Source organism: Nonomuraea sp. 3N208, assembly GCF_052245935.1.
GTDB lineage: Bacteria > Actinomycetota > Actinomycetes > Streptosporangiales > Streptosporangiaceae > Nonomuraea.
The window spans coordinates 1-18,526 of the sequence record NZ_JBQQBR010000080.1 but is presented as its reverse complement, the minus strand read 5'-3'; the positions used below and the strand labels follow the sequence as shown (position 1 = coordinate 18,526).

The 18,526-nt window shown below is 68.0% G+C and carries 19 protein-coding genes and 1 pseudogene; 8 read left to right on the top strand and 12 right to left on the bottom strand.

What is annotated here, in order from left to right:
• Positions 1 to 15 precede the first annotated feature (15 nt).
• Positions 16 to 1,050: a phosphogluconate dehydrogenase (NAD(+)-dependent, decarboxylating) gene (gene gnd, locus ACTWPT_RS57615; RefSeq protein ID WP_443186039.1), complete on the top strand. Its 1,035-nt coding sequence runs from the start codon at positions 16 to 18 to the stop codon at positions 1,048 to 1,050.
• Between the two features lie 40 nt (positions 1,051 to 1,090).
• A complete protein-coding gene (locus ACTWPT_RS57610; protein WP_443186038.1) occupies positions 1,091 to 1,822 on the top strand; it encodes a 6-phosphogluconolactonase in 732 nt (243 codons plus the stop codon).
• Between the two features lie 120 nt (positions 1,823 to 1,942).
• On the opposite strand, the gene ACTWPT_RS57605 is transcribed toward ACTWPT_RS57610, so the two are convergent.
• Both ACTWPT_RS57605 and ACTWPT_RS57600 read right to left on the bottom strand, forming a co-directional pair.
• On the bottom strand, positions 1,943 to 3,841 hold the full coding sequence (locus ACTWPT_RS57605) for a hypothetical protein (protein ID WP_443186037.1): 1,899 nt from the start codon (positions 3,839 to 3,841) through the stop codon (positions 1,943 to 1,945).
• Positions 3,842 to 4,287: 446 nt separating this feature from the next.
• Complete coding sequence (locus ACTWPT_RS57600) at positions 4,288 to 4,710, bottom strand: CBS domain-containing protein (protein WP_443186036.1); 423 nt, start codon at positions 4,708 to 4,710, stop codon at positions 4,288 to 4,290.
• Between the two features lie 114 nt (positions 4,711 to 4,824).
• Here ACTWPT_RS57600 and ACTWPT_RS57595 point away from each other — a divergent pair, with 114 nt between their 5' ends.
• The 4 genes from ACTWPT_RS57595 to ACTWPT_RS57580 all read left to right on the top strand — a co-directional run bounded on the left by ACTWPT_RS57595 (position 4,825) and on the right by ACTWPT_RS57580 (position 9,609).
• The gene (locus ACTWPT_RS57595; protein ID WP_443186056.1) at positions 4,825 to 5,241 is read left to right on the top strand and encodes a ricin-type beta-trefoil lectin domain protein; all 417 of its coding nucleotides are present in this window, start codon (positions 4,825 to 4,827) and stop codon (positions 5,239 to 5,241) included.
• 1,077 nt (positions 5,242 to 6,318) lie between these two features.
• On the top strand, positions 6,319 to 7,779 hold the full coding sequence (locus ACTWPT_RS57590; protein WP_443186035.1) for an RICIN domain-containing protein: 1,461 nt from the start codon (positions 6,319 to 6,321) through the stop codon (positions 7,777 to 7,779).
• Between the two features lie 532 nt (positions 7,780 to 8,311).
• Positions 8,312 to 8,572, top strand: coding sequence for a type ISP restriction/modification enzyme (locus ACTWPT_RS57585; RefSeq protein ID WP_443186055.1), 261 nt, complete (start codon positions 8,312 to 8,314; stop codon positions 8,570 to 8,572).
• Positions 8,548 to 9,609: an integrase core domain-containing protein gene (locus tag ACTWPT_RS57580; protein WP_443186034.1), complete on the top strand. Its 1,062-nt coding sequence runs from the start codon at positions 8,548 to 8,550 to the stop codon at positions 9,607 to 9,609. The genes ACTWPT_RS57585 and ACTWPT_RS57580 overlap by 25 nt, the downstream gene beginning before the upstream one ends.
• Here the strand turns inward: ACTWPT_RS57580 and ACTWPT_RS57575 are convergent.
• From ACTWPT_RS57575 to ACTWPT_RS57565, 3 genes are all read right to left on the bottom strand, one after another.
• On the bottom strand, positions 9,606 to 9,944 hold the full coding sequence (locus ACTWPT_RS57575) for a helix-turn-helix domain-containing protein (RefSeq protein WP_443186033.1): 339 nt from the start codon (positions 9,942 to 9,944) through the stop codon (positions 9,606 to 9,608). The genes ACTWPT_RS57580 and ACTWPT_RS57575 overlap by 4 nt on opposite strands.
• A 63-nt stretch (positions 9,945 to 10,007) precedes the next feature.
• On the bottom strand, positions 10,008 to 10,640 hold the full coding sequence (locus ACTWPT_RS57570) for an HAD family hydrolase (protein WP_443186032.1): 633 nt from the start codon (positions 10,638 to 10,640) through the stop codon (positions 10,008 to 10,010).
• 120 nt (positions 10,641 to 10,760) lie between these two features.
• A complete protein-coding gene (locus ACTWPT_RS57565; protein WP_443186031.1) occupies positions 10,761 to 10,985 on the bottom strand; it encodes a hypothetical protein in 225 nt (74 codons plus the stop codon).
• Between the two features lie 713 nt (positions 10,986 to 11,698).
• Between ACTWPT_RS57565 and ACTWPT_RS57560 the strand changes: the two genes are divergently transcribed.
• Positions 11,699 to 12,163 carry an integrase core domain-containing protein gene (locus ACTWPT_RS57560; RefSeq protein ID WP_443186030.1) on the top strand — a complete coding sequence of 155 codons (465 nt, stop codon included), beginning with the start codon at positions 11,699 to 11,701 and terminating at the stop codon, positions 12,161 to 12,163.
• On the opposite strand, the gene ACTWPT_RS57555 is transcribed toward ACTWPT_RS57560, so the two are convergent.
• From ACTWPT_RS57555 to ACTWPT_RS57530, 6 genes are all read right to left on the bottom strand, one after another.
• Positions 12,102 to 12,647: a hypothetical protein gene (locus tag ACTWPT_RS57555; protein WP_443186029.1), complete on the bottom strand. Its 546-nt coding sequence runs from the start codon at positions 12,645 to 12,647 to the stop codon at positions 12,102 to 12,104. The two genes, ACTWPT_RS57560 and ACTWPT_RS57555, sit on opposite strands and share 62 nt — an antisense overlap.
• An 80-nt stretch (positions 12,648 to 12,727) precedes the next feature.
• Complete coding sequence (locus tag ACTWPT_RS57550) at positions 12,728 to 13,123, bottom strand: hypothetical protein (protein ID WP_443186028.1); 396 nt, start codon at positions 13,121 to 13,123, stop codon at positions 12,728 to 12,730.
• Positions 13,124 to 13,298: 175 nt separating this feature from the next.
• Entirely contained in the window at positions 13,299 to 14,225 is a 927-nt protein-coding gene (locus ACTWPT_RS57545; protein WP_443186027.1) for a hypothetical protein, read from the bottom strand.
• 6 nt (positions 14,226 to 14,231) lie between these two features.
• Positions 14,232 to 14,681 carry a hypothetical protein gene (locus ACTWPT_RS57540; RefSeq protein WP_443186026.1) on the bottom strand — a complete coding sequence of 150 codons (450 nt, stop codon included), beginning with the start codon at positions 14,679 to 14,681 and terminating at the stop codon, positions 14,232 to 14,234.
• 396 nt (positions 14,682 to 15,077) lie between these two features.
• Positions 15,078 to 15,881 (bottom strand): maleylpyruvate isomerase family mycothiol-dependent enzyme, encoded by an 804-nt coding sequence (locus tag ACTWPT_RS57535; protein ID WP_443186025.1) that lies wholly within the window; start codon positions 15,879 to 15,881, stop codon positions 15,078 to 15,080.
• Entirely contained in the window at positions 15,878 to 16,492 is a 615-nt protein-coding gene (locus tag ACTWPT_RS57530; protein WP_443186024.1) for a TetR/AcrR family transcriptional regulator, read from the bottom strand. Before ACTWPT_RS57530 ends, ACTWPT_RS57535 begins: the two co-directional genes overlap by 4 nt.
• 73 nt (positions 16,493 to 16,565) lie before the next feature.
• On the opposite strand from ACTWPT_RS57530, the gene ACTWPT_RS57525 reads away from it, so the two are divergent.
• Entirely contained in the window at positions 16,566 to 17,354 is a 789-nt protein-coding gene (locus ACTWPT_RS57525; protein ID WP_443186023.1) for an SDR family NAD(P)-dependent oxidoreductase, read from the top strand.
• A gap of 47 nt (positions 17,355 to 17,401) precedes the next feature.
• Here the strand turns inward: ACTWPT_RS57525 and ACTWPT_RS57520 are convergent.
• A pseudogene (locus ACTWPT_RS57520) lies at positions 17,402 to 18,193 on the bottom strand (DUF4158 domain-containing protein); the annotation flags it as partial.
• Between the last annotated feature and the right edge of the window lie 333 nt (positions 18,194 to 18,526).

Here is an 18,526-nt window from a genome sequence, read left to right as displayed (position 1 = left end):
CCACTTGGAGGAACCATGGCAACGGACAGACCCATGCAACGGGGCATGGTCGGCCTGGGCCGGATGGGTGCCAACCTCGTCCGCCGGCTGATCCGCGACGGGCGCGACTGCGTCGTCTACGACGTCAACGAAGACGTGGTCACTGCTCTGCAGGCCGAGGGCGGGACCGGCGCCACGTCGCTTCGCGATCTCGCGGGCAAGCTGGAGCGGCCCCGGGCCGTGTGGCTGATGCTTCCCGCCGGGATCGTGCAATCCACGCTCGACCAGCTCGTCGAGGTACTCGACGCAGGCGACACGGTGATCGACGGCGGCAACTCCTACTACCGCGACGACATCACCCGGGCCCACCAGCTCGCCGCCAAGCAGCTCAACTACATCGACTGCGGCACCTCCGGCGGGGTGTGGGGGCTGGAACGCGGCTACTGTCTGATGATCGGCGGTGAGAACGAGCCCGTCGAGCGACTCGACCCAATCTTCGCGACCATCGCTCCCGGCACCGGAACCGCAGAGCCGACGCCGGGACGGACCCGCGACGGCACCGCCCCGCACGGCTACCTGCATTGCGGCCCGAACGGCGCCGGGCACTTCGTGAAGATGGTCCACAACGGTGTCGAGTACGGGATGATGGCCGCGATCGCCGAGGGCCTGTCCATCATCAGGCACGCGGATGCGGGGGCGAAGGAACAGACCGTCGACGCCGAGACCGCACCGCTTCACGATTCCGATGCCTACCGGTATGACATCGACGTCGCCGAGGTGGCGGAGGTGTGGCGTCGCGGGTCGGTGGTGGCTTCGTGGCTGGTCGATCTGCTGGCCGACGCGCTGGCCCAATCTCCGGAGCTTGCGGATTTCCGCGGGCGTGTCTCGGACTCCGGCGAAGGGCGCTGGACGCTGATCGCCGCGATTGAGGAGAGCGTGCCCGCGCCCGTGATCGGCGCGGCGCTGTTCGAGCGGTTCTGCTCGCGTGGGCTCGGCCGCTTCTCCGACGCGGCGCTGTCGGCGATGCGAGCCGAATTCGGTGGCCACGCGGAGAAGAAGGACCGCGCCTGAACGCGCCACGAACCTGCAGATCCTCGACGGCCCGGACGCCGTGGCCGCTCGCGCCGCCGACGAGGTCGCGAATCTCGCCACCACTGCGGTCGTCGACCATGGGCGCTTCACCTTCGCAGTCAGCGGTGGCCACACGCCATGGCAGATGTTCGCCGCGCTCGTCACCCGCGACCTGCCCTGGCCGAACATCACCATCTTCCAGGCCGACGAGCGCGTCGCACCCGATGGCGATCCGGATCGAAACCTGACCCATCTGCGAGAAAGCCTCGGCGCGGTGGGCGCCGAGGTCGTACCCATGCCGGTGACCGACGCCGACCTGGAAGCCGCCGCACGACGATACGCCGAGCTGTTGCCGGCCCGATTCGATCTCGTCCATCTCGGCCTCGGCCCGGACGGTCACACCGCCTCCCTGGCCCCCGGCGACCCGGTGCTCACCGAGACCGACCGACTGGTCGCGCTCACCTGGCCCTACCAGGGCCATCCGCGGATGACGCTCACCGATCCCGCACTCGCCCGCGCCGACCAGTTGCTCTGGCTCGTCCAAGCGAACGCTGCTGCGCATTGTCTTCCCCCTGGTCCTGCGTACGGCCGGGCTCGCGTCAGCTCTGTTGCGCAGGCACTGGCGGCCCGGTCAGATCCAGGCGGCGATCGCGCCGCAACTGCACCGTCCCGTACGGCGTCCTATTGGTGTGAAACAGCGGCCTCAGGCCCCGCCGGTTGGTCCACGTCGGTGAGCACGTCGGCCCATTCAGGCTCAGTGAGCGTGTCTTGAATCATGAGGGTACTAGGGCGTCCACCCACCGTGCGCTCCATCCGCATGCCTATTCTGCGGCTGGTCCGGGAGAACCCCTCGTGGGGTTACAGGCGCGTGCACGCGAGCGGGTGCGGGCCTTCAGGCTCCACCCTGTCTCGCGACACCACGGCGCTGTACGGCTTCCGCCTTCGCGATACGGTGGGTGGACGAGTGCAGCCGGGCGAGGACGTCCTTGGCCGACCTGGCGTCGGCGAGGGTGGGGACCGGGACGCGGCCGGCGTTGCGCCCGGCCCCCTCGCCCAGGATGAGGGCCATCACCGAGGCGCCGGCGCTCACGAGCTGCCCTCGGTGAAGCGACGTCGCCTCGGGGCCCGCCATCGCCACCAGGCCGCCGACGACGGCCGCGGCAGCGCTGAGCCGTACGCCGTTACGACTGACGCGCACGGCTCTGGGCAGGCTGCTCAGGAGCAGATGGGCGCCGCTCAGGTCGCCGGCCACGTGGGCGTCCCAGGGCACGGTCCCTGATTCGTCCATCACGCCGACGCCGATGTCCGCATGAACTAGGCCCTGACAGGACCCTCGTGACACCACGACGACGCAGTGCCCCTCGGACTGCAGCTCGACAACCGCGTCACCGAGTTCGGGACCACCGGGAACCAGCCGCTCGATGGCGAGCCGCTGAGCGAGCCCCCCGTCGTCTCCCGCGAGCATCACGGTCGTCGCCGCCTTGGCCGTGTCGACGACGGCCTCCGCCATGGGGTCGAGCTCGTGGGCCAGTCCCGCGACCGCGACCAGGCGGCCTTCCCTGGTCACGCCGATCGGCAGCAACCCTCGCGCTCGCCACTCGGGAGCCTCCGCCGGGAGGTGCTTGTCCAGATCGGCGAGCGGTCCGACAACCGTGTCCTCGCTGGTCCAAGTCCCGGACGGATCGGCGAAGTCGATCAGTGAGCAGAGCCGGGCACCGAGCTCGCCGGCGTCCAGGCCGGTGCTGAGAGGCACAAGCCGGTCGATCGTCCACGAACCGGTTGTGATGCTGTCGGCATCGAGGATCACCGTGTCGACGCGGTCCATGTGGCGCAGAGCTTCGGTTTCGAAGACGACGGAGCCACGCTGCCCCAGCGCGCGGCTGACCGCCCCCGCGAAGGCGTCGCGGCAGACGGCGGCGACCGTTGGCGTGGCTGAGATCAGGATGGCCAGAGCCCGCTGCTTGCTGCGCGTGGCGACCCGGGTGACGGCGTACCCGCCGGCCGCCGCCAGGCTCGCCACGTCCGCGTAACGCTCGATCGGGCCATGGGGCCGGGGGCACGGCCGCAGCCGCGCCGCCGTCCTGATGTGCCGGTATGCGCCTGCCTGATGAGCGAGCCGCTCTTCCAGCAGGTCCCAGGCCTGCCGGCCGGCTCGCGCCTCGACGTAGCGGCCGGCGGACACGAGCGTGTGCGCGAGTAGCCCGACCGGGCGCAGCGTCAGCGTCTGCGTGATCAGGGTCGCCGAGGTGAACAGGGCGGTCGTGGCGCGGCGGCCGAGGACCCGGTCCAGCTCCTCGCGCAGGATCGGCGTGGATTCCGCCAGGTGCAGCAGCGCGGGGAAGGCGGGGGTGAGACGCGGCAGCCTGCCCGCCCTGCCCGCGAACACCAGCCCGATGCCCGTCACGCCGGCGGCCAGCCGGATCGTCGCGCGTACGTGCTCCTCGGCCAGCCGGATCGGCGTGTGGTGCGCCCGCTTCTCCTGTTCGTCGAGTTCGGCGACGATCGCCATCAGCTTGTCCTGGTCGGCCTCATCCGGATCGCAGCCCACGAAAACGCCGCCGAGACGCCCGTTGACCTCCGCTCGCTCGACTCCGGGTTGTTCGAGCAGCATGTCCTCGAGCCGCTCGGCCGCGCTCTCCGTACCGGGCCCGCCGATGTCGTGCAGGTCGATATGGAACCCTCCCGGGCAAGTGGTGAGCCGCCGCGGGCAGGGGAAAGCGCTCCGCAGGGGGTCGGGCAACACCCCGTGGAGCAGCGTCGCTGACGTCGTGAGGACGCGGGTCAGGAACATGCGGTCATTACCCTCCTCGCGGACGAGGGGGGCGTCCTGACGTGCGTGATGGTGCCGCCGGCGTGGGAGGCACCTCTGGTGTGGCCGTACCGCCGTCCCTCATAGCTGTTCCTCGATCAGGTACGCCGGAAACTCCAACGGCCTGCAAAGAGGACAATCGGGTCAAGGCGAATACACCGCACCTCAGCCAGATCCTAAAGATCGCCTCGACCGCGCCCAGCAGCCGCTCCGCCGGCTTGGGAGGGGACCCTGATCGGGGAGGGTCCCCTGAGGCAAGGAACGTGGGCGTCTGGCGGCACAGGGGTGTCCGGGAAGAGACCTGTCAGACGCCCATCCCTCGACATCGCTCGTTTGGTCGGCCCTTGGCTCGGTGGGGTCACTCCCCGTGGGTCGTTTCCTCAGCCTCGCGGTAGCCGAACATCGATTCCGGGCGGGTCGTGGCCGTTTCAGCGAGAGGTGGCCGAGATGGCTTCCATCAACTCGCCGACCTTGTTTTGGGGCAGCTTTGCCGCGAGGTCGGCTTGGCTGATGATGCCAATCAATTCCTTGTTCTCCAGCACCGGCATACGGCGGATCTTGTGCTTGGCCATCTGGTGCAGGACCTCGTCGATGTCGGCGTTGGCGTCGATGGACCGCACCGGAGCTTCGATGAGGTCGCCAGCCTTGACCTCGGCCGGGTTCTTGTTCTTTGCGGTGCATTTCACCACGATGTCGCGGTCAGTGACGATCCCCTTGAGCTGGCCGTTCTCGTCACAGACCGGCAAGGAGCCGACATTCAACTCGGCCATCCGCCGGGCGGCCTCGGCAAGGCTGTCGTTGATTCGCAGGCACTCGCAACCGCGGTGCATGACATCTCGTGCTGTCGTCATAGTCGATCTTCCTTCTCTCCCGGGTCCTTTTCGCCTTCCCTGCTCTGCCCGCCAGGCTGGGAAACCTCGCTCGACGGGTCCTTGACCTGCACCTTCGATAACTGGATCCGGAGCATGGACAGCGCTTGTCGTCCTACGGGCTTGGGAAACCACCGGTGTGTCGGATGGAACGGCACGGAGCATCTGCCGGTAGTAACCCAGGGGGGTGCCGGTAGGAAGACCTGTCTTAGCCCCGAACCGGCGACGGCCAGAACAACCAGAAAGTCGCGCCTCAACACCGACGGCACCATCACCGCCGTCGGGCCCAACAAGTGCCTGGACGTCAGCGGCACCGCCAACGGCACCAAGGCACGCATCTGGACCTGCACTGGAGGAACCAACCAGCGCTGGCACCTCCGGGGGCCTCCCTCTTTCGTTCAGTCCATCCACCAGCGCGGGCGTGCGTGTCGGGTACAGGTTCTCCGCCCAGCGCTGCAACGCCCGCAACCAAGGACAACTGACTCTGTTGAGGTAAAGGAGCAGCCGCCGTAGGTGTTTCTGGCAGCAAAGGCCTACGGCAGTCGGCAGCCGAGGTGTGCGATGGCCATCTGGTGCCTATCCGGCCGAGACAGGATCGGCGCTCAGCATCCCGATCAGGCTCGGCGTGTCTGCTCCTCCACGCTGCGCGGCGATAGCCCGGTTGAGCAGCGCCTGCATGGGTTCCAGTAGTTCGGTGCTGACGCTTGCTCTCTGCTCGCGGTAAGGATGTTGGCGAAGCTCACCGCTTGCATCTGCAGGTTCGAGTCGTCGTCAGCGCTGGCGCCTGCGTCCATGGCCTCGGCTACGGCGGGAAGGGGGGCGGCCTCCTACGGCGAGATTCTGCGCACGACGCGGGCGCCGACCCTGGCAAAATCGGAACTCCCTGCCTGAACATGCTTATCGCAAACCCGGTCCTTGATCAACTTCTTGGTTCAGAGAAGATCACTAAGGTGGCGGCCCAGCCCAGCGCGACCATGTCGAGGTTGAAGGTGCGCCGGTCGGGGTGGTCGCGCGGCGGCAGGTGCTCCCACCTCCTGCGGAGTAAGGAAGGCGATCTGCCCCACATCGTTGACGATCTTCCCTTCCGGACCCGTGTAGCGCCGGAGCCGCCCGGCACGGGCCGGCTTCCGGCACACCTGGTTGATCGACTGGCGAGGGCTGACATCCAACCGGCGAGCCGGCTCGTCATCGTCGAGCGGACGACTCGAACGACGTAACTCCTCCAGAACCCGTTCCGCGATCGTGGGGAGAGGCATGTCCCATGTCTTCCCCCGGCCAGGGCTTCTCCCGCCAGGATCGGTTGTCACACGATCTTTTCTCGGCGATGTGTTAGCGCTAACTTGGGCTTGATAGACGGATTTCTCTCCGGGCGGGTGTCAACGATCACGCCGTGAGCGTGCACAAACCGGCAGTGCCGCCGGTCCATGGTGCATGCCCTCAAGGAGAACCATGACAAGCACCACGTCTCGTCGTGCCCGCCCGACCGCGCGCGACTACGCCAGGCACCAGGACCATCTCTGCCGGATCGGCCGATGCGACCTTCCGGCCCGTGAGCAGACCACCGCGACGACGCACGAGAAAGGTTCCCTCATGGACACATCCCGAGCCAGGCGGCTGCTCGCCGGACTGGCAGCCCTGCTGCTCCTGCCGATCACCGCGGTGAGCTTATGGACGACGCCCGCAGCGGCCGCGACCAGTCAGTTCCGCGGCATGAACTGGGCGGTGCTGGGCGACAACTTCAGCACCGGCCCGCTCGTCGTCGACGGGCTGAGTGGCTCCGACAGCTATGCCACGGTGCAGGCCAAGGCCAACGCGCTGTACGACGACATGCAATCGACACTCGGCGTGAACACGGTCCGGCTGCCGATCAACACCCACACCGTCGGCACCACCTGGTGGAACGCCTACCGCGGCGCCGTCGACGCCGCCACGGCGCGCGGGTGGAAGGTCATCCTCGCGTACTGGGAGGACGGCGCGGCCTCCGGGGGCCGCATCACCAACCTGTCGGCGTGGAACTCGATGTGGTCGACCGTGACCTCCCAGTACGGATCGAACAGCCTCGTGTACTTCGAGCCGATGAACGAGCCGCACGGCTACAGCTCGGCCGAATGGCGCAACATCGCCGCCGACTGGCTGGACTACCACTACTCGGCCCCGCCGAACCGGGTGCTCGTCGGCGGTACCGGCTTCAGCCAGGACCTCCGTGACCTGTGCAACGACTCGCGTTTCGCCGGCACGCTGTTCTCGTTCCACCACTACGCGTTCTTCTACTCGGCGAACACGTACGACGGCTGGCGGTCCCACGTCCAGACCCGCCTTGGCAACTGCGCCTCGCGGGCGGTCGTCACCGAGTTCGGGGCTCCGATGAACAACGGCCTGAACTACGCCGACGCGAACAGCACGGACAACTTCGTCCGCCACATCCGCGCCGTCACCCAGGTGATGCGGGACAACGCCATGGGCGGCACCTACTGGCCGGCCATCGGCGGCAAGCCCGGCGACATCGGCTACGACTGGTACTCGATGTACGCCAGGAGCGGCAGCGGCACCGACCTCAACCTCACGATCCGCAACCAGTCCGGCGCGAACCGCCTGCGCTACGGCTGGGGCGACGCCGTCGACGGCGGCGGTGGCGCAACGACGACCCAGATCGTCAACCAGAACTCCGGCAAGTGCGTCGACGTCCTGCAGGGCTCGACCGCGAACGCCGCCGAGATCATCCAGTACACCTGCACCGGGGCCGCCAACCAGCAGTGGCAACTGCGCGATCTGGGCAACGGCTACCACAACATCGTGGCGCAGCACTCCGGCAAGTGCCTCGACGTGAACAACGCCTCCACCGCGGACAACGCGGCCGTCATCCAGTACACGTGCGGCAGTGGCACCAACCAGCAGTGGCAACTCCGCACCGTGTCCGGCACGAGCTACGTCGAGATCGTCGCCCGGCACTCGGGCAAGTGCCTCGACGTGGCCGGCCAGTCGACGGCAAATAGCGCCCGCCTCCAGCAGTACACCTGCTGGGGCGGCGCCAACCAGCGCTGGGACGCTTGAGGCCACACCAAACAGAAGCACGTGAACACGAAGGCATCGGGCCACCGGGGGCGAGTAGTCTACGTGATCCTGGACGGCACCCCGGAGCGTCGTCCAGCCCGAGGTCCAGCTCTTCCTGCGCGGCAGGCGGCCAGCCGCCTGCCGCGCGACCGCTTTGAGCATCCCCGACTCTGCGTCGTGCGCGGAGCCGATGTGCTCGATCTCCTGTGAGCCGCGGAGTGCGCACGCCGCTTTCCGCGGCCAACCAGCAGGTCAACGGCCTACGGCCCGGATTCGATCTTGAACGTGAGCCAAGTCAGGGAACACTGCCCGGCGCGTCCGGCAGACCACGGGAACGCCATACGTGATCCACTACAACCGGCATCGGCCACACCGGCCCCGGCACCAACGACCTCCGGACATCTCAACGCAGCCCGCCCACGAGGTGACCGACCCCAACGACCAGCGAACCAACCGCCCAAAACGCGTCGCCGCCAGCATGATCAGCGAATACTACCACGCCGCTTAACCGCAGCTCAGGCCTCGTAACTCGATATTCGAGCGGCACAGGATCCGCGTCCCGCTCACCGCCGACCGTCGACTTTGGGAGGCCGCGACGGAGGTCGGCAGGGACGTCATCTGGCTACATACGTTCGGCGCCCGAGGTCGCACAGGAGGACGGCCACGATTGCCGCTGGAACGCAGACCGCAGCGGATCCTGTACCGCGTCAATGATGGCTCTGACCTGTGGTTTGACCGGGTCATTTCTCGCAGGCAAGATCGCGTCTTGTGCTGGTCCGCCTGCTCTATCTGATCATGCTTCGGGTGTTCGGCTGGCTGATGTTGCTGGGCCGCAGTCAGGCGTCGAAGGACGCGGAGATCATGGTGTTGCGTCATGAGGTGGCGGTGCTGCGGCGTCAGGCCGGACGGCCGAAGCCGGACTGGGCCGATCGGGCCGTTCTCGCGGCGCTGGCCCGGTGGCTGCCGGTGGTGCTGCGCAATCATCGGCTGGTCACACCGGGGATGCTGCTGGCCTGGCATCGTCGTCTGCTGCGGCGGGCGTGGACCCATCCGCGTCGGCCCGGGCTTCCTAGGACGAGCCGGGAGCGCCGGGATTTGATTATTCGCTTGGCGCGGGAGAACCCGGCGTGGGGCCATCGACGGGTGCAAGGCGAGGCGGTGCGGCTTGGCTTCCAGGTCAGCGCGGCGACCGTACGCCGCATCCTGCCCTCGAGCCGCTTCGACCCGGTGCCCCGACATCTCGACACCTCCTGGCGAGTCTTCTTGCGCTCGCAGGCCAAAGGCCTCTTGGCCTGCGACTTCTTCCACGTTGACACGATCTTTCTGAAGCGGTTGTACGTGCTGTTCGTGATGGAGGTCCACACGCGCCGCGTGCACCTCTTGGGCGTGACCAGCCACCCGACCGGCGCGTGGACCGCTCAGCAGGCCCGCAACCTCCTGCTCGATCTCGGCCAACGGGCAGGGTCCTTCCGCTTCCTCATCCGCGATCGGGACGCCAAGTTCACGACCGTCTTCGACGAGGTGTTCGCCGCCGTGGGCATCACGGTGCTGAAGACTCCGCCACGGACCCCGAGGGCAAACTGCTATGCCGAGCGCTGGATCCGGACGGCACGCGCCGAGTGCACCGACCGCATGCTGATCTACGGCGAACGTCACCTGCGCTCGGTCCTGAACGAGTATCGCGATCACTACAACACGCATCGGCCACATCAGGCTCGCGAGCAACGACCACCCGATCATGATGAGCATACGGTGGTGCCGACGGAAGGCCGGATCAAGCGCCGCGAAATACTCGGAGGGGTGATTAACGAGTACCGCCGAGCCGCCTAACTCGGTCGAAGAAGCCCCAGCTCACACCACGTGCGCGAGTTTTGACGCCCTACAAGGTCGTAGGCGGCGATGGCGGCCGACAGGCCGGGGATCGCCGCCCGGATGCGGGAGCTTGCCTGCGCCCGGTCGGCCAGCAGGATGGACGGGTCGATGCCGAGCGCCGCCGCGATCGACTCCAGGATCCCGTCGCTGGCACCCCTGGCTCCGCGTTCGATCGTCCGCAGCGTGCCCACATGGATGGTCGCGGCGTCCGCCAGCTGCTGCTGCGTCAGGTGGGCGACGCTGCGGTGGTAGGCGATGCGCTTACCGATTCCGCCGTGGGGGCTTGAAGGCATCGGGAGCTCCAGTGCGAGGCTTCATCTCGGACTGTAGCGACCTGGTGACAGGTCTGCCCAGGGCTAGGTGACGATGGTGGCGAGCTCGGTCAGTGCGTTGATCCGCCAGTCAGCCGCAGCCGCTTCCGGTGCGTCAGCCCACAGGTGCCCCCACGGGCCGCGCCGGATGTGGGCAGTCCGGAGCCCAGCGGCTTGAGCCGGGGTGATGTCGTTGGCGGGGTGGTCTCCTACGTAGACGATCTGGTCGGGTGTGGCTCCGGCGAAGTGGATCAGCCGGGTGAAGAACTCGGGCGATGGCTTGGCCACGCCCCACTCCCCGGAGGTGGCGATCGCATCGATGGGGAGGTCGAGCGCGCGGAGCAGTTCGGCGGCGCGAGCGGTCTGGTTCCCGGCGATCACCACGCGGTGGCCGGCCGCGCGCAGACCTGCGAGCGCGGGCCGGACGTCCGGGTAGAGGTCGGATTCCTCGATGCGTTCGCCGCGGCCGGCGGCCTCGCGCGCCTCGTATTCGGCGTTGAGGTCGATGCCGGGCCGGAGTAGCCGGAGCGCCTCGGCGTTGTCCCTTCCTTGAGCGACGACTGCGCCCACGAGCGCGGACAGCGTGTGCCGGGGGATGCCGAGCCAGTCTGCCCACGCGGCCCAATATCGGCCGTCGCGGACGATGGTTTCTCCGACGTCAAAGGCGAAGGTGAGCACCAATTGAGCCTATAAGCGCCCAGATTGGGCGGTCCCGGGGGCCCGGTCGGGCTGGCGCTTGTGTGGTCAGTGCCCGGCCGTGCGGCTCACGCGCGCGCCAGTCCGCCGCTCTGGGGTCGGTTAGCCGACCCAGGTGATGTCGACGATCCGGACCACGCCAACGTGGTCCAGGACGAGGAATGTCACGAACCCGTGGCCGTCGCCGAAGTCTGCCCGTCGTACGAGCGGGTCGTCGGTCGCCATGCTGGTGAGCGGGTCGTAGGGGTTATCGCACACCTCGGCCATCGCCTGCGTGAGCGCGGTCAGCTCGTGGCCGGGGAACCCTGCGCCTGCCGATAATGTCATCTGCGCAGGTCATACCGCTTGCTCGTTCCTCCTGGCTTGCGCCCAGCCCTCGGCGTTCGAAGGCAGCCGAACGCGGCATGATGATCACTTGTGCTCTTTCGCCTGGCCTATCTGACCATCACGAACGCCTTTGCCGCGCTGCGGTTGCTGCCGATGGGCGATCGGGATAAGGACGCCGAGATCCTTGCCCTCCGCCACCAGGTGAACGGCAGCTCGACGCCGGCACGAGGGTGCGATTCGCCCCCGAGGACCGAGTCTTCCTCGCCCCTGCTGGCGCCGTTACCGCGCGAGGTCCTGCGCCGACTGCGGCTGCTCGTTCGGCCGGACACCGTTCTGCGCTGGCACCGCGACCTACTGAAACGGCGTCACGCCCGTACCTGCTGGCCGAAGCGACCAGGGCGCCCACCCACGGTCCGCTCCATCCGCACTCTCATCCTGCGATTGGTTCGCGAGAACCCGTCCTGGGGATATTGACGAGTACACGGCGAGCTGGCCACGCTCGGTATCAAGGTCGCGCCCTCCACCGCGTGGGAGATCCTCAAGCAGGAAGGCCTTGACCCGGCACCCGAACGGGCGACTATCACCTGGGCCGGCTTCCTACGCTCCCAAGCCGAGGCATTGTTGGCCTGCGATTTCATCGAGACCATTACCTCAATGGTCAACGTCAGTACATCCTGGCGGTCATCGAGCACTCCACCAGGCGCATCCGCGTCTTGGGCACCACCGCCCACCCGACCACGAGCTGGGTTACGCAGGCGGTGAAGAACCTCGTGATGGACCTGGAAGAGGCTGGGTGCCGGGCCCGCTATTTGATCCGCGACAGGGACGGGAAGTTCCCGGCCCTGATGGACGAGATCCTGGCTGAGGCTGGCATCCGGACCGTGCTCACCGGGATCCGCAGGCCGCGGATGAACGCGGTCATGGAGCGGTGGGTGCAGTCGTGCCGCCGAGAACTTCTGGACCGCTGCCTGCTGTGGAATGAACGCCACCTGCGCCACGCTCTGCGCGAGTACGAACGGTTTTACAACCAGCACCGCGCCCATCAGGCCCTGGCCCAAGCGGCCCCGCTGCGCACCGTCCCGGACCCGATCACGGATACAGGACGAATCGCCGAGCTCAACGTACGCAGACGGGACCGACTCGGCGGAGTCCTCCACGAGTACTCACATGCCGCTTGAACTGCATGGATGTAGTTTTCGGCAGACGCACCGCCGGCCGCAGCACCGCTGCGCAGATGGTCCGGGTGGCGACGTCGACCGCGATGGTCAGCTCCACCCGGCCGGTGATGCCATCGTCCAATACGGCCAGTACATCCAGCGGGGTGGTGTCGATCTGGACGACCTCGCCCGGCCGCGCCGCCGCCGTCGGGGTGAACGGAGCCTCGGGCCGTCGTGCCTGAGACCGGCGCGTGGTCGCTGCGGAGAAGGCGTGCTTGCCTTGGGTCAGCTCACGTACCAGCCGATAGAACGTCGAGCGGGACGGGATCGGCACCACCCCGTCACCGAACCGTTCAGCCACCAGCCGCCTGGCCTGCACCAGCACTCGGCTCCTGGTGCCCGTGGAAGCGTCTTCCTGGGCTGCCAGCACCTCCACCAGCGCAGCCACGAACCGCTCATCGCACCGCCCCATCGGGTCCGGGGTGCGCAAGGCGCGGCGATCCACCAGCCCCCAGACACCTTGATCACGCCACGATCCGCGCAGGCGATGCAGGCTCCGCTCGGACAGCGGCGTCCCCAGCGCCTTCAGCTCCGCCGCCTTGGCCGCGAGCCGCTCACCGATCGTGCGCCAGCGCGGGTCGTACTCCGTTTGGGCAATGTGCCGTCGGCCACGTCAGGCAGCAACCCCGTCTCGACCTCGATGAGATGCCGCTCCAGCAACCGCGCCTTACGCAGCGCTCCCTCCGGCACCGTGTCCAACAGCCCGAACGGCGGCAGCCCGGTCCCACCGGGCTCGGAGTCCAGCAGCTCAAAGCCCTCGGAGGCCATCAGATAGGAGAACAACACCAGCGAGGCGATCCCCAGCTCGTCCACCAGCCGCACCATCGTGCCCTCGAGCCCCGCCACCTGAAGGACGCGGCCGTCGAACCGCACCCGATCACCGACGCGCAGCACCCCGCGCGGCCCCGCCACCTCACTCATCGGAGACCGGCCCGCGACACCAACGTCCGATCGGACAGCGGCCGCGACAGATCAGCGCTGGGATCGTCACGCCGATGAGATCTCGCTGCACAGCGATGAGGCTTGTGGGCTGGCCGAACTGGCCCGGCACGTTCGCACAGGCGTACACGCCGTCTGACACGCGGATGAGTGAGCTTTATGCAGCCCAGGTGACCTTGCCGTCGGCGTTCACCGTCACCAGGCGGCCGGTCTCAGTGAAGCTGGCCGCGACGACGTCCTCGCGCCGCTCGCGGACCTCCCCCTTGACGTCGAGCAATTCCAGCTCACCATCGTGGACCAGGCCGACCGCCGTACCGGACGGATCGGCGATCACACCGGCCCGAGCGGCGACATCGCGCGACCACGTCTGCCGCCCGCTCGGGTCGATGCCGCGAACCTCGGTGTGATGGGTTCCGCGCTGGTCGACGTAGCGGGACACCACCGCGCCCCCTCGCGTACCGGCCACGCATTCCCCGGGCTGGTCGAGATTGACCTGAAGGGGAACGATGGTCCCGTCCTTGAGTATCCCTCCGCGCTCGCCGGTCAGGACCGCCCAGTCTCCGCCGACGCAGCCACCCCAGAACCCCCCGGCGGGCACGCGCTCCCCTGTAGCCCGCCATCCGTGAGCGTCGCGCTGGAAGCGCAGGATCTCACCGCCGGGCAGCGTGGGGTCGGCGTAGAGCAGCAGAGCCGTCGTCCGGTCGGGGCTCTCCCGCCAGAGGACGTTCTCCACGCCGGCGACCTGATGGCTCTCCTTCTTGCCGTCCGAACGCTGGATCTGGAGCGTGCCTCCCTCGGCGACGACCGTGTCCGCATCGCCCCGCCGGCTCAGCACCTTCCGGGTAGCGGTGGAGAAGGCCGCTTCAGGGCACCGGGCCGCGCAGACGGCAGCCTGCTTGTCCGTCCACACGTGCCGCCCGTCCGAGGCGTACCCGAGGTGCGATTCGGTCTGCGGGTCGTACACGATCGCCCCCGTCGAGGAGGCGGCGACGAAGACCGGCGGAATTTCCTGCTCACCGCCGGTGGAACACGACGTGACCGCCACCAGCGCCAGCAGGGACGCGACAAGTGCGCGGTGGTTCATCGGCCGCTAGATCCGCTTGGTCTGGAAGCTGCACGTGGGGTCGAGGCCCGGAAGGTCCCAGCGCACCCAGAATTTAACGTAGACCTTGTCCTTCGACGAGGCGGGGATGCTGACGGTCACGCTCTTCGTGCCCACCTTGGCCTTGTCGGTGCTCCAACCGCTCCACCACGTGTCGGGTGCGTTGTTCTTGTCCGAATAGACATCGATGGCCACGTCGGTATTCGATCCGGCGCGACCGCCGATCGTGTACGTGAACTTGGTGAAGACGTCACGCCCTACGCCGTTGAAGTAGTAGCGTGCCGAGCCGCTGAAACCCTTGGGGTCCGACGAGCAACTGCCGCTGAGAGTCTTGTCGGCCGACGCAGAGGCGGAAGCGCCGCCGGCGCCGACGATCGACAACGTCAGTCCCGCGGTCCCGACGATCGCCGCATGCCGAAGTATGGTGCTCAGTCGCATTATGCCCTTTCCGTTACCTTGACTTGCATCCGTCAAAGGATCGTAGGGAGCGGTGGTATGTCGGTGGTATATCGGCGGTATGCCCGGCCGTAGATGATCATGTCCGTACGGATTTCGGGAATGCCCCAACCGTTCATCGCCTCCCGGGCGTCTTGTCTATATGAGGCCTTGCCTGGAAGTCGCGGGCGTGCCGCACGTGCGGGGTTCGGGCGAGTACTACGACTGCGACGGGCGCCCCCTGTGACCCGGGATCACGTACATGAAGGCGCTTGCCGGTTCAGGGCGGATCCGGGGCTTGACTCGAAGCCGAGGCATCCCGGCCAGAACTCGCCGCCACCAGAAGTAGCGAACAAGCGGTCCGGGGGCTGCCTGGGAGGCGGGCTTCTCGTGCCGCGATCAGATGACGTTGACGGCGTCGAGGAAGCGGGCGGCGAGCTCGGTGTCGCCGGTGACCGTGACGTCGCTGTCGCGCCAGGATGACCGCTGCGTGCCCCAGTCGGGGAAGGTCAGCGCGGGGGCGGTGACGTGCGCGGCGACCGCACCGTTGGATGGAGTCAGGCCGCCTGCCTCGTCGATCCACCAGGTCCCGCCGCCGGGGCCGGTGAGAGTGAGTGCGACGCGGGCGTCGAGCCCGGCGACTGGCGCCTGCGCGACCTGATTGCTCAGTACGGCGATCATCCACGTCAGGACCGCGCGCATCCTGTCCGCATCGGTGGGCGGCACGGGCCGGCCGAGCGCAGGGGCCATGTCGTGGCGCAGGTGCGTGTGATGGTCGAAGACGAGTGCGCCGCCGATCATCAGACCCATGGGGTGGCGACCGAGTTCGGCCAGCGGTACCCGCACTCGGGTGGCGGGCGTGCGTCTCACGACGTCGAGGAGCGTGGTGGCTCGCCGGCCGGCGCGCTGGTACTCGGCCATTACCTTGGCACGGCTCCAGTCCCGCCGTCGGTCGACGGGGTCCTCGTTCACCCGTTCGAGGCTGGCAGCGAAGATCGTGCGCAGCCCGGCGGGTGTGTAGAAGCTCCGCGCCGTCGCACCGATGTGGGCGACGACGTCGGCGATGCGCCATCCAGCTGCGGCGCTGGGCGCGGTCCATTCGTCGTCGGTGAGGCTGCTGGTGAAGTTCAGCATTTCGGCGCGTTCGGCGCGGAGGGCGGCGGCCATGTTCGGCAGGTCTGCCGCGGGCAGGCGATCGGTCATGTCATCTTCTTCTCTGGTGGTGAGGCCGGGCGGCGGATCGCCTGCACCGCTGCGTCGTAGAGGTCGAACAGGTCGACCTGTCCGCCCAGGCGCACCCACTCCTCGTTCGCTGCCTGCAGGCACGTGATCGCCGCGGCCGCGATCGCGCGCGCCCGCAGGGTGCGGTGGTCGGAGTCGGGCAGTCGCGGCTCGATCAGCGGTGCGAACAGGTCTTGCCAGCGGGCCTGCTTCTCGGCGTGCCCGGCGCGCAGGGACTCGTTGCCGAACAAGAGCGTGATCATTTCGAGCCGGCGCTCAGGCGTGGTGTCGATGTCCTCGAGCACCTGGAACGCCGCGCGCAGTGACGTCCAGGCGTCCTCCTCGGCGGGGCGCTCGGCGAGCCGCGCGGCGATCGCTTCACCCTGCTCGGACAGGCCGCTGAGCGCGAGGTCTTCCTTGTTGCGGAAGTAGTTGAACAGGGTCCGCCGAGAGACACCCGCCGCGGCGGCGACCTCCTCCAGCGTCGTGTTGTCGTACCCCTTGGCGGCGAACAGTTCGATAGCGGTCCGAGCCAGCAGCGAGCGGACCACCGAGCGGGTCTGTTCCCGAAGGGGTGTCGGTTTCTGAGCCATGCACCGATGGTACGGAGGATCACACGATGTAGCAACTTGCACGGCGTGCATATACGTGCATAGAGTGAATGCCATGAGCAAAGTCGACTACCGCCGCCAGACCGTCATCGTCACCGGAGCGAGCTCCGGGCTCGGCGCGGAATTCACGCGCCAGCTGGCCCGTCGCGGCGCGGATCTCGTGCTTGTCGCCCGCCGGGCGGACCGGCTCAAGGACCTGGCCGCCGAACTCACCCGCGCCCACGGCGTCACGGTGACCGTCGTCGCCCGCGACCTCGGCCTGCCCGACGCCGGTCGCACGCTGCGCGCCGAACTCGAGTCCCGCGGCATCTACGCCACCGGACTGGTCAACAACGCTGGCTTCGGCACCCACGACGCGTTCACCAACGAGGACCCGGACCGCCTGCAAAGCATGATCGCGCTGAACGTCAGCGCGCTGGTCGACCTCAGCCGCGCCTACATCGACCCGCTGGCCTCCGCCGACACCGGCGTCCTGATCAACGTCGCGAGTCTGCTGGGCTTTCAGCCGACCCCGTACCTGAGTGTCTACGGCGCCACCAAGGCGTTCGTCCTCAGCTTCACCGAGGCGCTGTGGGAGGAGACCCGCGGTACCGGCCTACGCGTTCTCGCCGTGTGCCCCGGCGCCACGCGGACCGAGTTCTACGACGTCGCGGGCAGCCAGTCGGCCGACTACGGCACGAAGCGAGCCACCCCCGAGCACGTCGTCAGGACGGCCCTCGACACGCTCGACCGCCGCTCCGCGCCCCCGTCGGTGATCACCAACGGGCGCCCGCTCGCCCTCGCCAGCAAGATCCTGCCGCGCCGCCTGATCGTCCGGTTCATGGGCCGGATGGCCCGCCGCTAACCGGAGGCCGCCGCTCTCCACCACGTACTCGGCGCCCCGCTCCACGTCCGCTTGCACAGCATCTCGGCCAGGTCATCGCGGGCCCGTATCCGGGCGGTGTGCGTCAGGCAGGCCAGCAACGCCACCTGCTTGACCGGGTCGTAGCGCGACAAGGTGTCGGCGTCCTGGGCGTCGGCCTCACCGGCGAAGTCGGCGATCTTCGACGGGGCGATGGCGTCCAGCCAGGCGTCGGTGTCGCCGAGCGCGTCCACCTGGTCCAGCCATGCCACCTGCTCACGGAAGCGCGACCAGGTGGCCCGCTGGGCGGGCTTCTTGAGCCGGTTGAACGTCGATTTGCCGTCCGGCCCGACGACGAGCAGACCCTCCATCCGGGCCCGCCCGGCCTCGCCCATCCGCCGCAGGATCGTGGCGAAGACGGTGGCGTTCACCTCGGCGCGGATGCTGGTGGCCAGGTCCTCCATTGTGTACCCGAGCAGTTCCAACCGGAGCCGGCCCGGGCCGGCCCGCGTCGTACTTCACGCCCTGACGCTGGCGCACCAGCTTGCGATGCGCCTTCGCACTGCTGGAGGAGCCATGGTCCGGCCAGACGTCCTCGGCCAACTCCAGACAGCGCCGAACGTGGTCGATCACCACCTCGGGGATCTCATCCGGGGACGGGAAACGCGCCATCTGCTGAAAGCACTTCAACGCCAGCACCAACGCGAAGCACGACTCCGGGCTGCCGGTGCGCTTTTCGGCCCAGGCCACCTCTTCCGGCGAGGGCGTGAAGAACACGTGCAGCACTCGCGCCGACGTCAGCCGCTGAACTGTGGGTAGGCGGTCCGCTCGATCCACGTCATTCCAGGGCCGTCCCTCGCTTCGCTTCCGGCGTCCAGACGCCGAAAACCGTAGCGGTGATCAACCCTGCCGAACCGCCGTGTTCATCAAACCGCAACCAAACCCAAGCGGAGGGTCACATCGCCTGACAAACAACCCCTCTGAGCAGCGCCTCAACACCCCACTGTCCCTTTCTCTCGTACTTGGTCTGCCCCCCGTATGGACATCCGCCTTGCCCGACCTGGCCGACGACGGCCACGCCGACTTGGTGGGAGAGCTGACTTCTGTCATGCGGGACCTGTGACACAGCGCACTGACCTCCGCCGAGCGGAAGGCTCAAACTGAGCGCCATGACC

Excerpts from the sequence above, each read along its gene's own strand:
- gnd (WP_443186039.1), top strand. The coding sequence starts at position 16 with ATGGCAACGGACAGACCCATGCAACGGGGCATGGTCGGCCTGGGCCGG.
- ACTWPT_RS57605 (WP_443186037.1), bottom strand. The coding sequence starts at position 3,841 with ATGTTCCTGACCCGCGTCCTCACGACGTCAGCGACGCTGCTCCACGGG.
- ACTWPT_RS57600 (WP_443186036.1), bottom strand. The coding sequence starts at position 4,710 with ATGACGACAGCACGAGATGTCATGCACCGCGGTTGCGAGTGCCTGCGA.
- ACTWPT_RS57595 (WP_443186056.1), top strand. The coding sequence starts at position 4,825 with ATGGACAGCGCTTGTCGTCCTACGGGCTTGGGAAACCACCGGTGTGTC.
- ACTWPT_RS57590 (WP_443186035.1), top strand. The coding sequence starts at position 6,319 with ATGGACACATCCCGAGCCAGGCGGCTGCTCGCCGGACTGGCAGCCCTG.
- ACTWPT_RS57575 (WP_443186033.1), bottom strand. The coding sequence starts at position 9,944 with ATGCCTTCAAGCCCCCACGGCGGAATCGGTAAGCGCATCGCCTACCAC.
- ACTWPT_RS57565 (WP_443186031.1), bottom strand. The coding sequence starts at position 10,985 with ATGACATTATCGGCAGGCGCAGGGTTCCCCGGCCACGAGCTGACCGCG.
- ACTWPT_RS57550 (WP_443186028.1), bottom strand. The coding sequence starts at position 13,123 with ATGAGTGAGGTGGCGGGGCCGCGCGGGGTGCTGCGCGTCGGTGATCGG.
- ACTWPT_RS57545 (WP_443186027.1), bottom strand. The coding sequence starts at position 14,225 with ATGAACCACCGCGCACTTGTCGCGTCCCTGCTGGCGCTGGTGGCGGTC.
- ACTWPT_RS57540 (WP_443186026.1), bottom strand. The coding sequence starts at position 14,681 with ATGCGACTGAGCACCATACTTCGGCATGCGGCGATCGTCGGGACCGCG.
- ACTWPT_RS57535 (WP_443186025.1), bottom strand. The coding sequence starts at position 15,881 with ATGACCGATCGCCTGCCCGCGGCAGACCTGCCGAACATGGCCGCCGCC.
- ACTWPT_RS57530 (WP_443186024.1), bottom strand. The coding sequence starts at position 16,492 with ATGGCTCAGAAACCGACACCCCTTCGGGAACAGACCCGCTCGGTGGTC.
- ACTWPT_RS57525 (WP_443186023.1), top strand. The coding sequence starts at position 16,566 with ATGAGCAAAGTCGACTACCGCCGCCAGACCGTCATCGTCACCGGAGCG.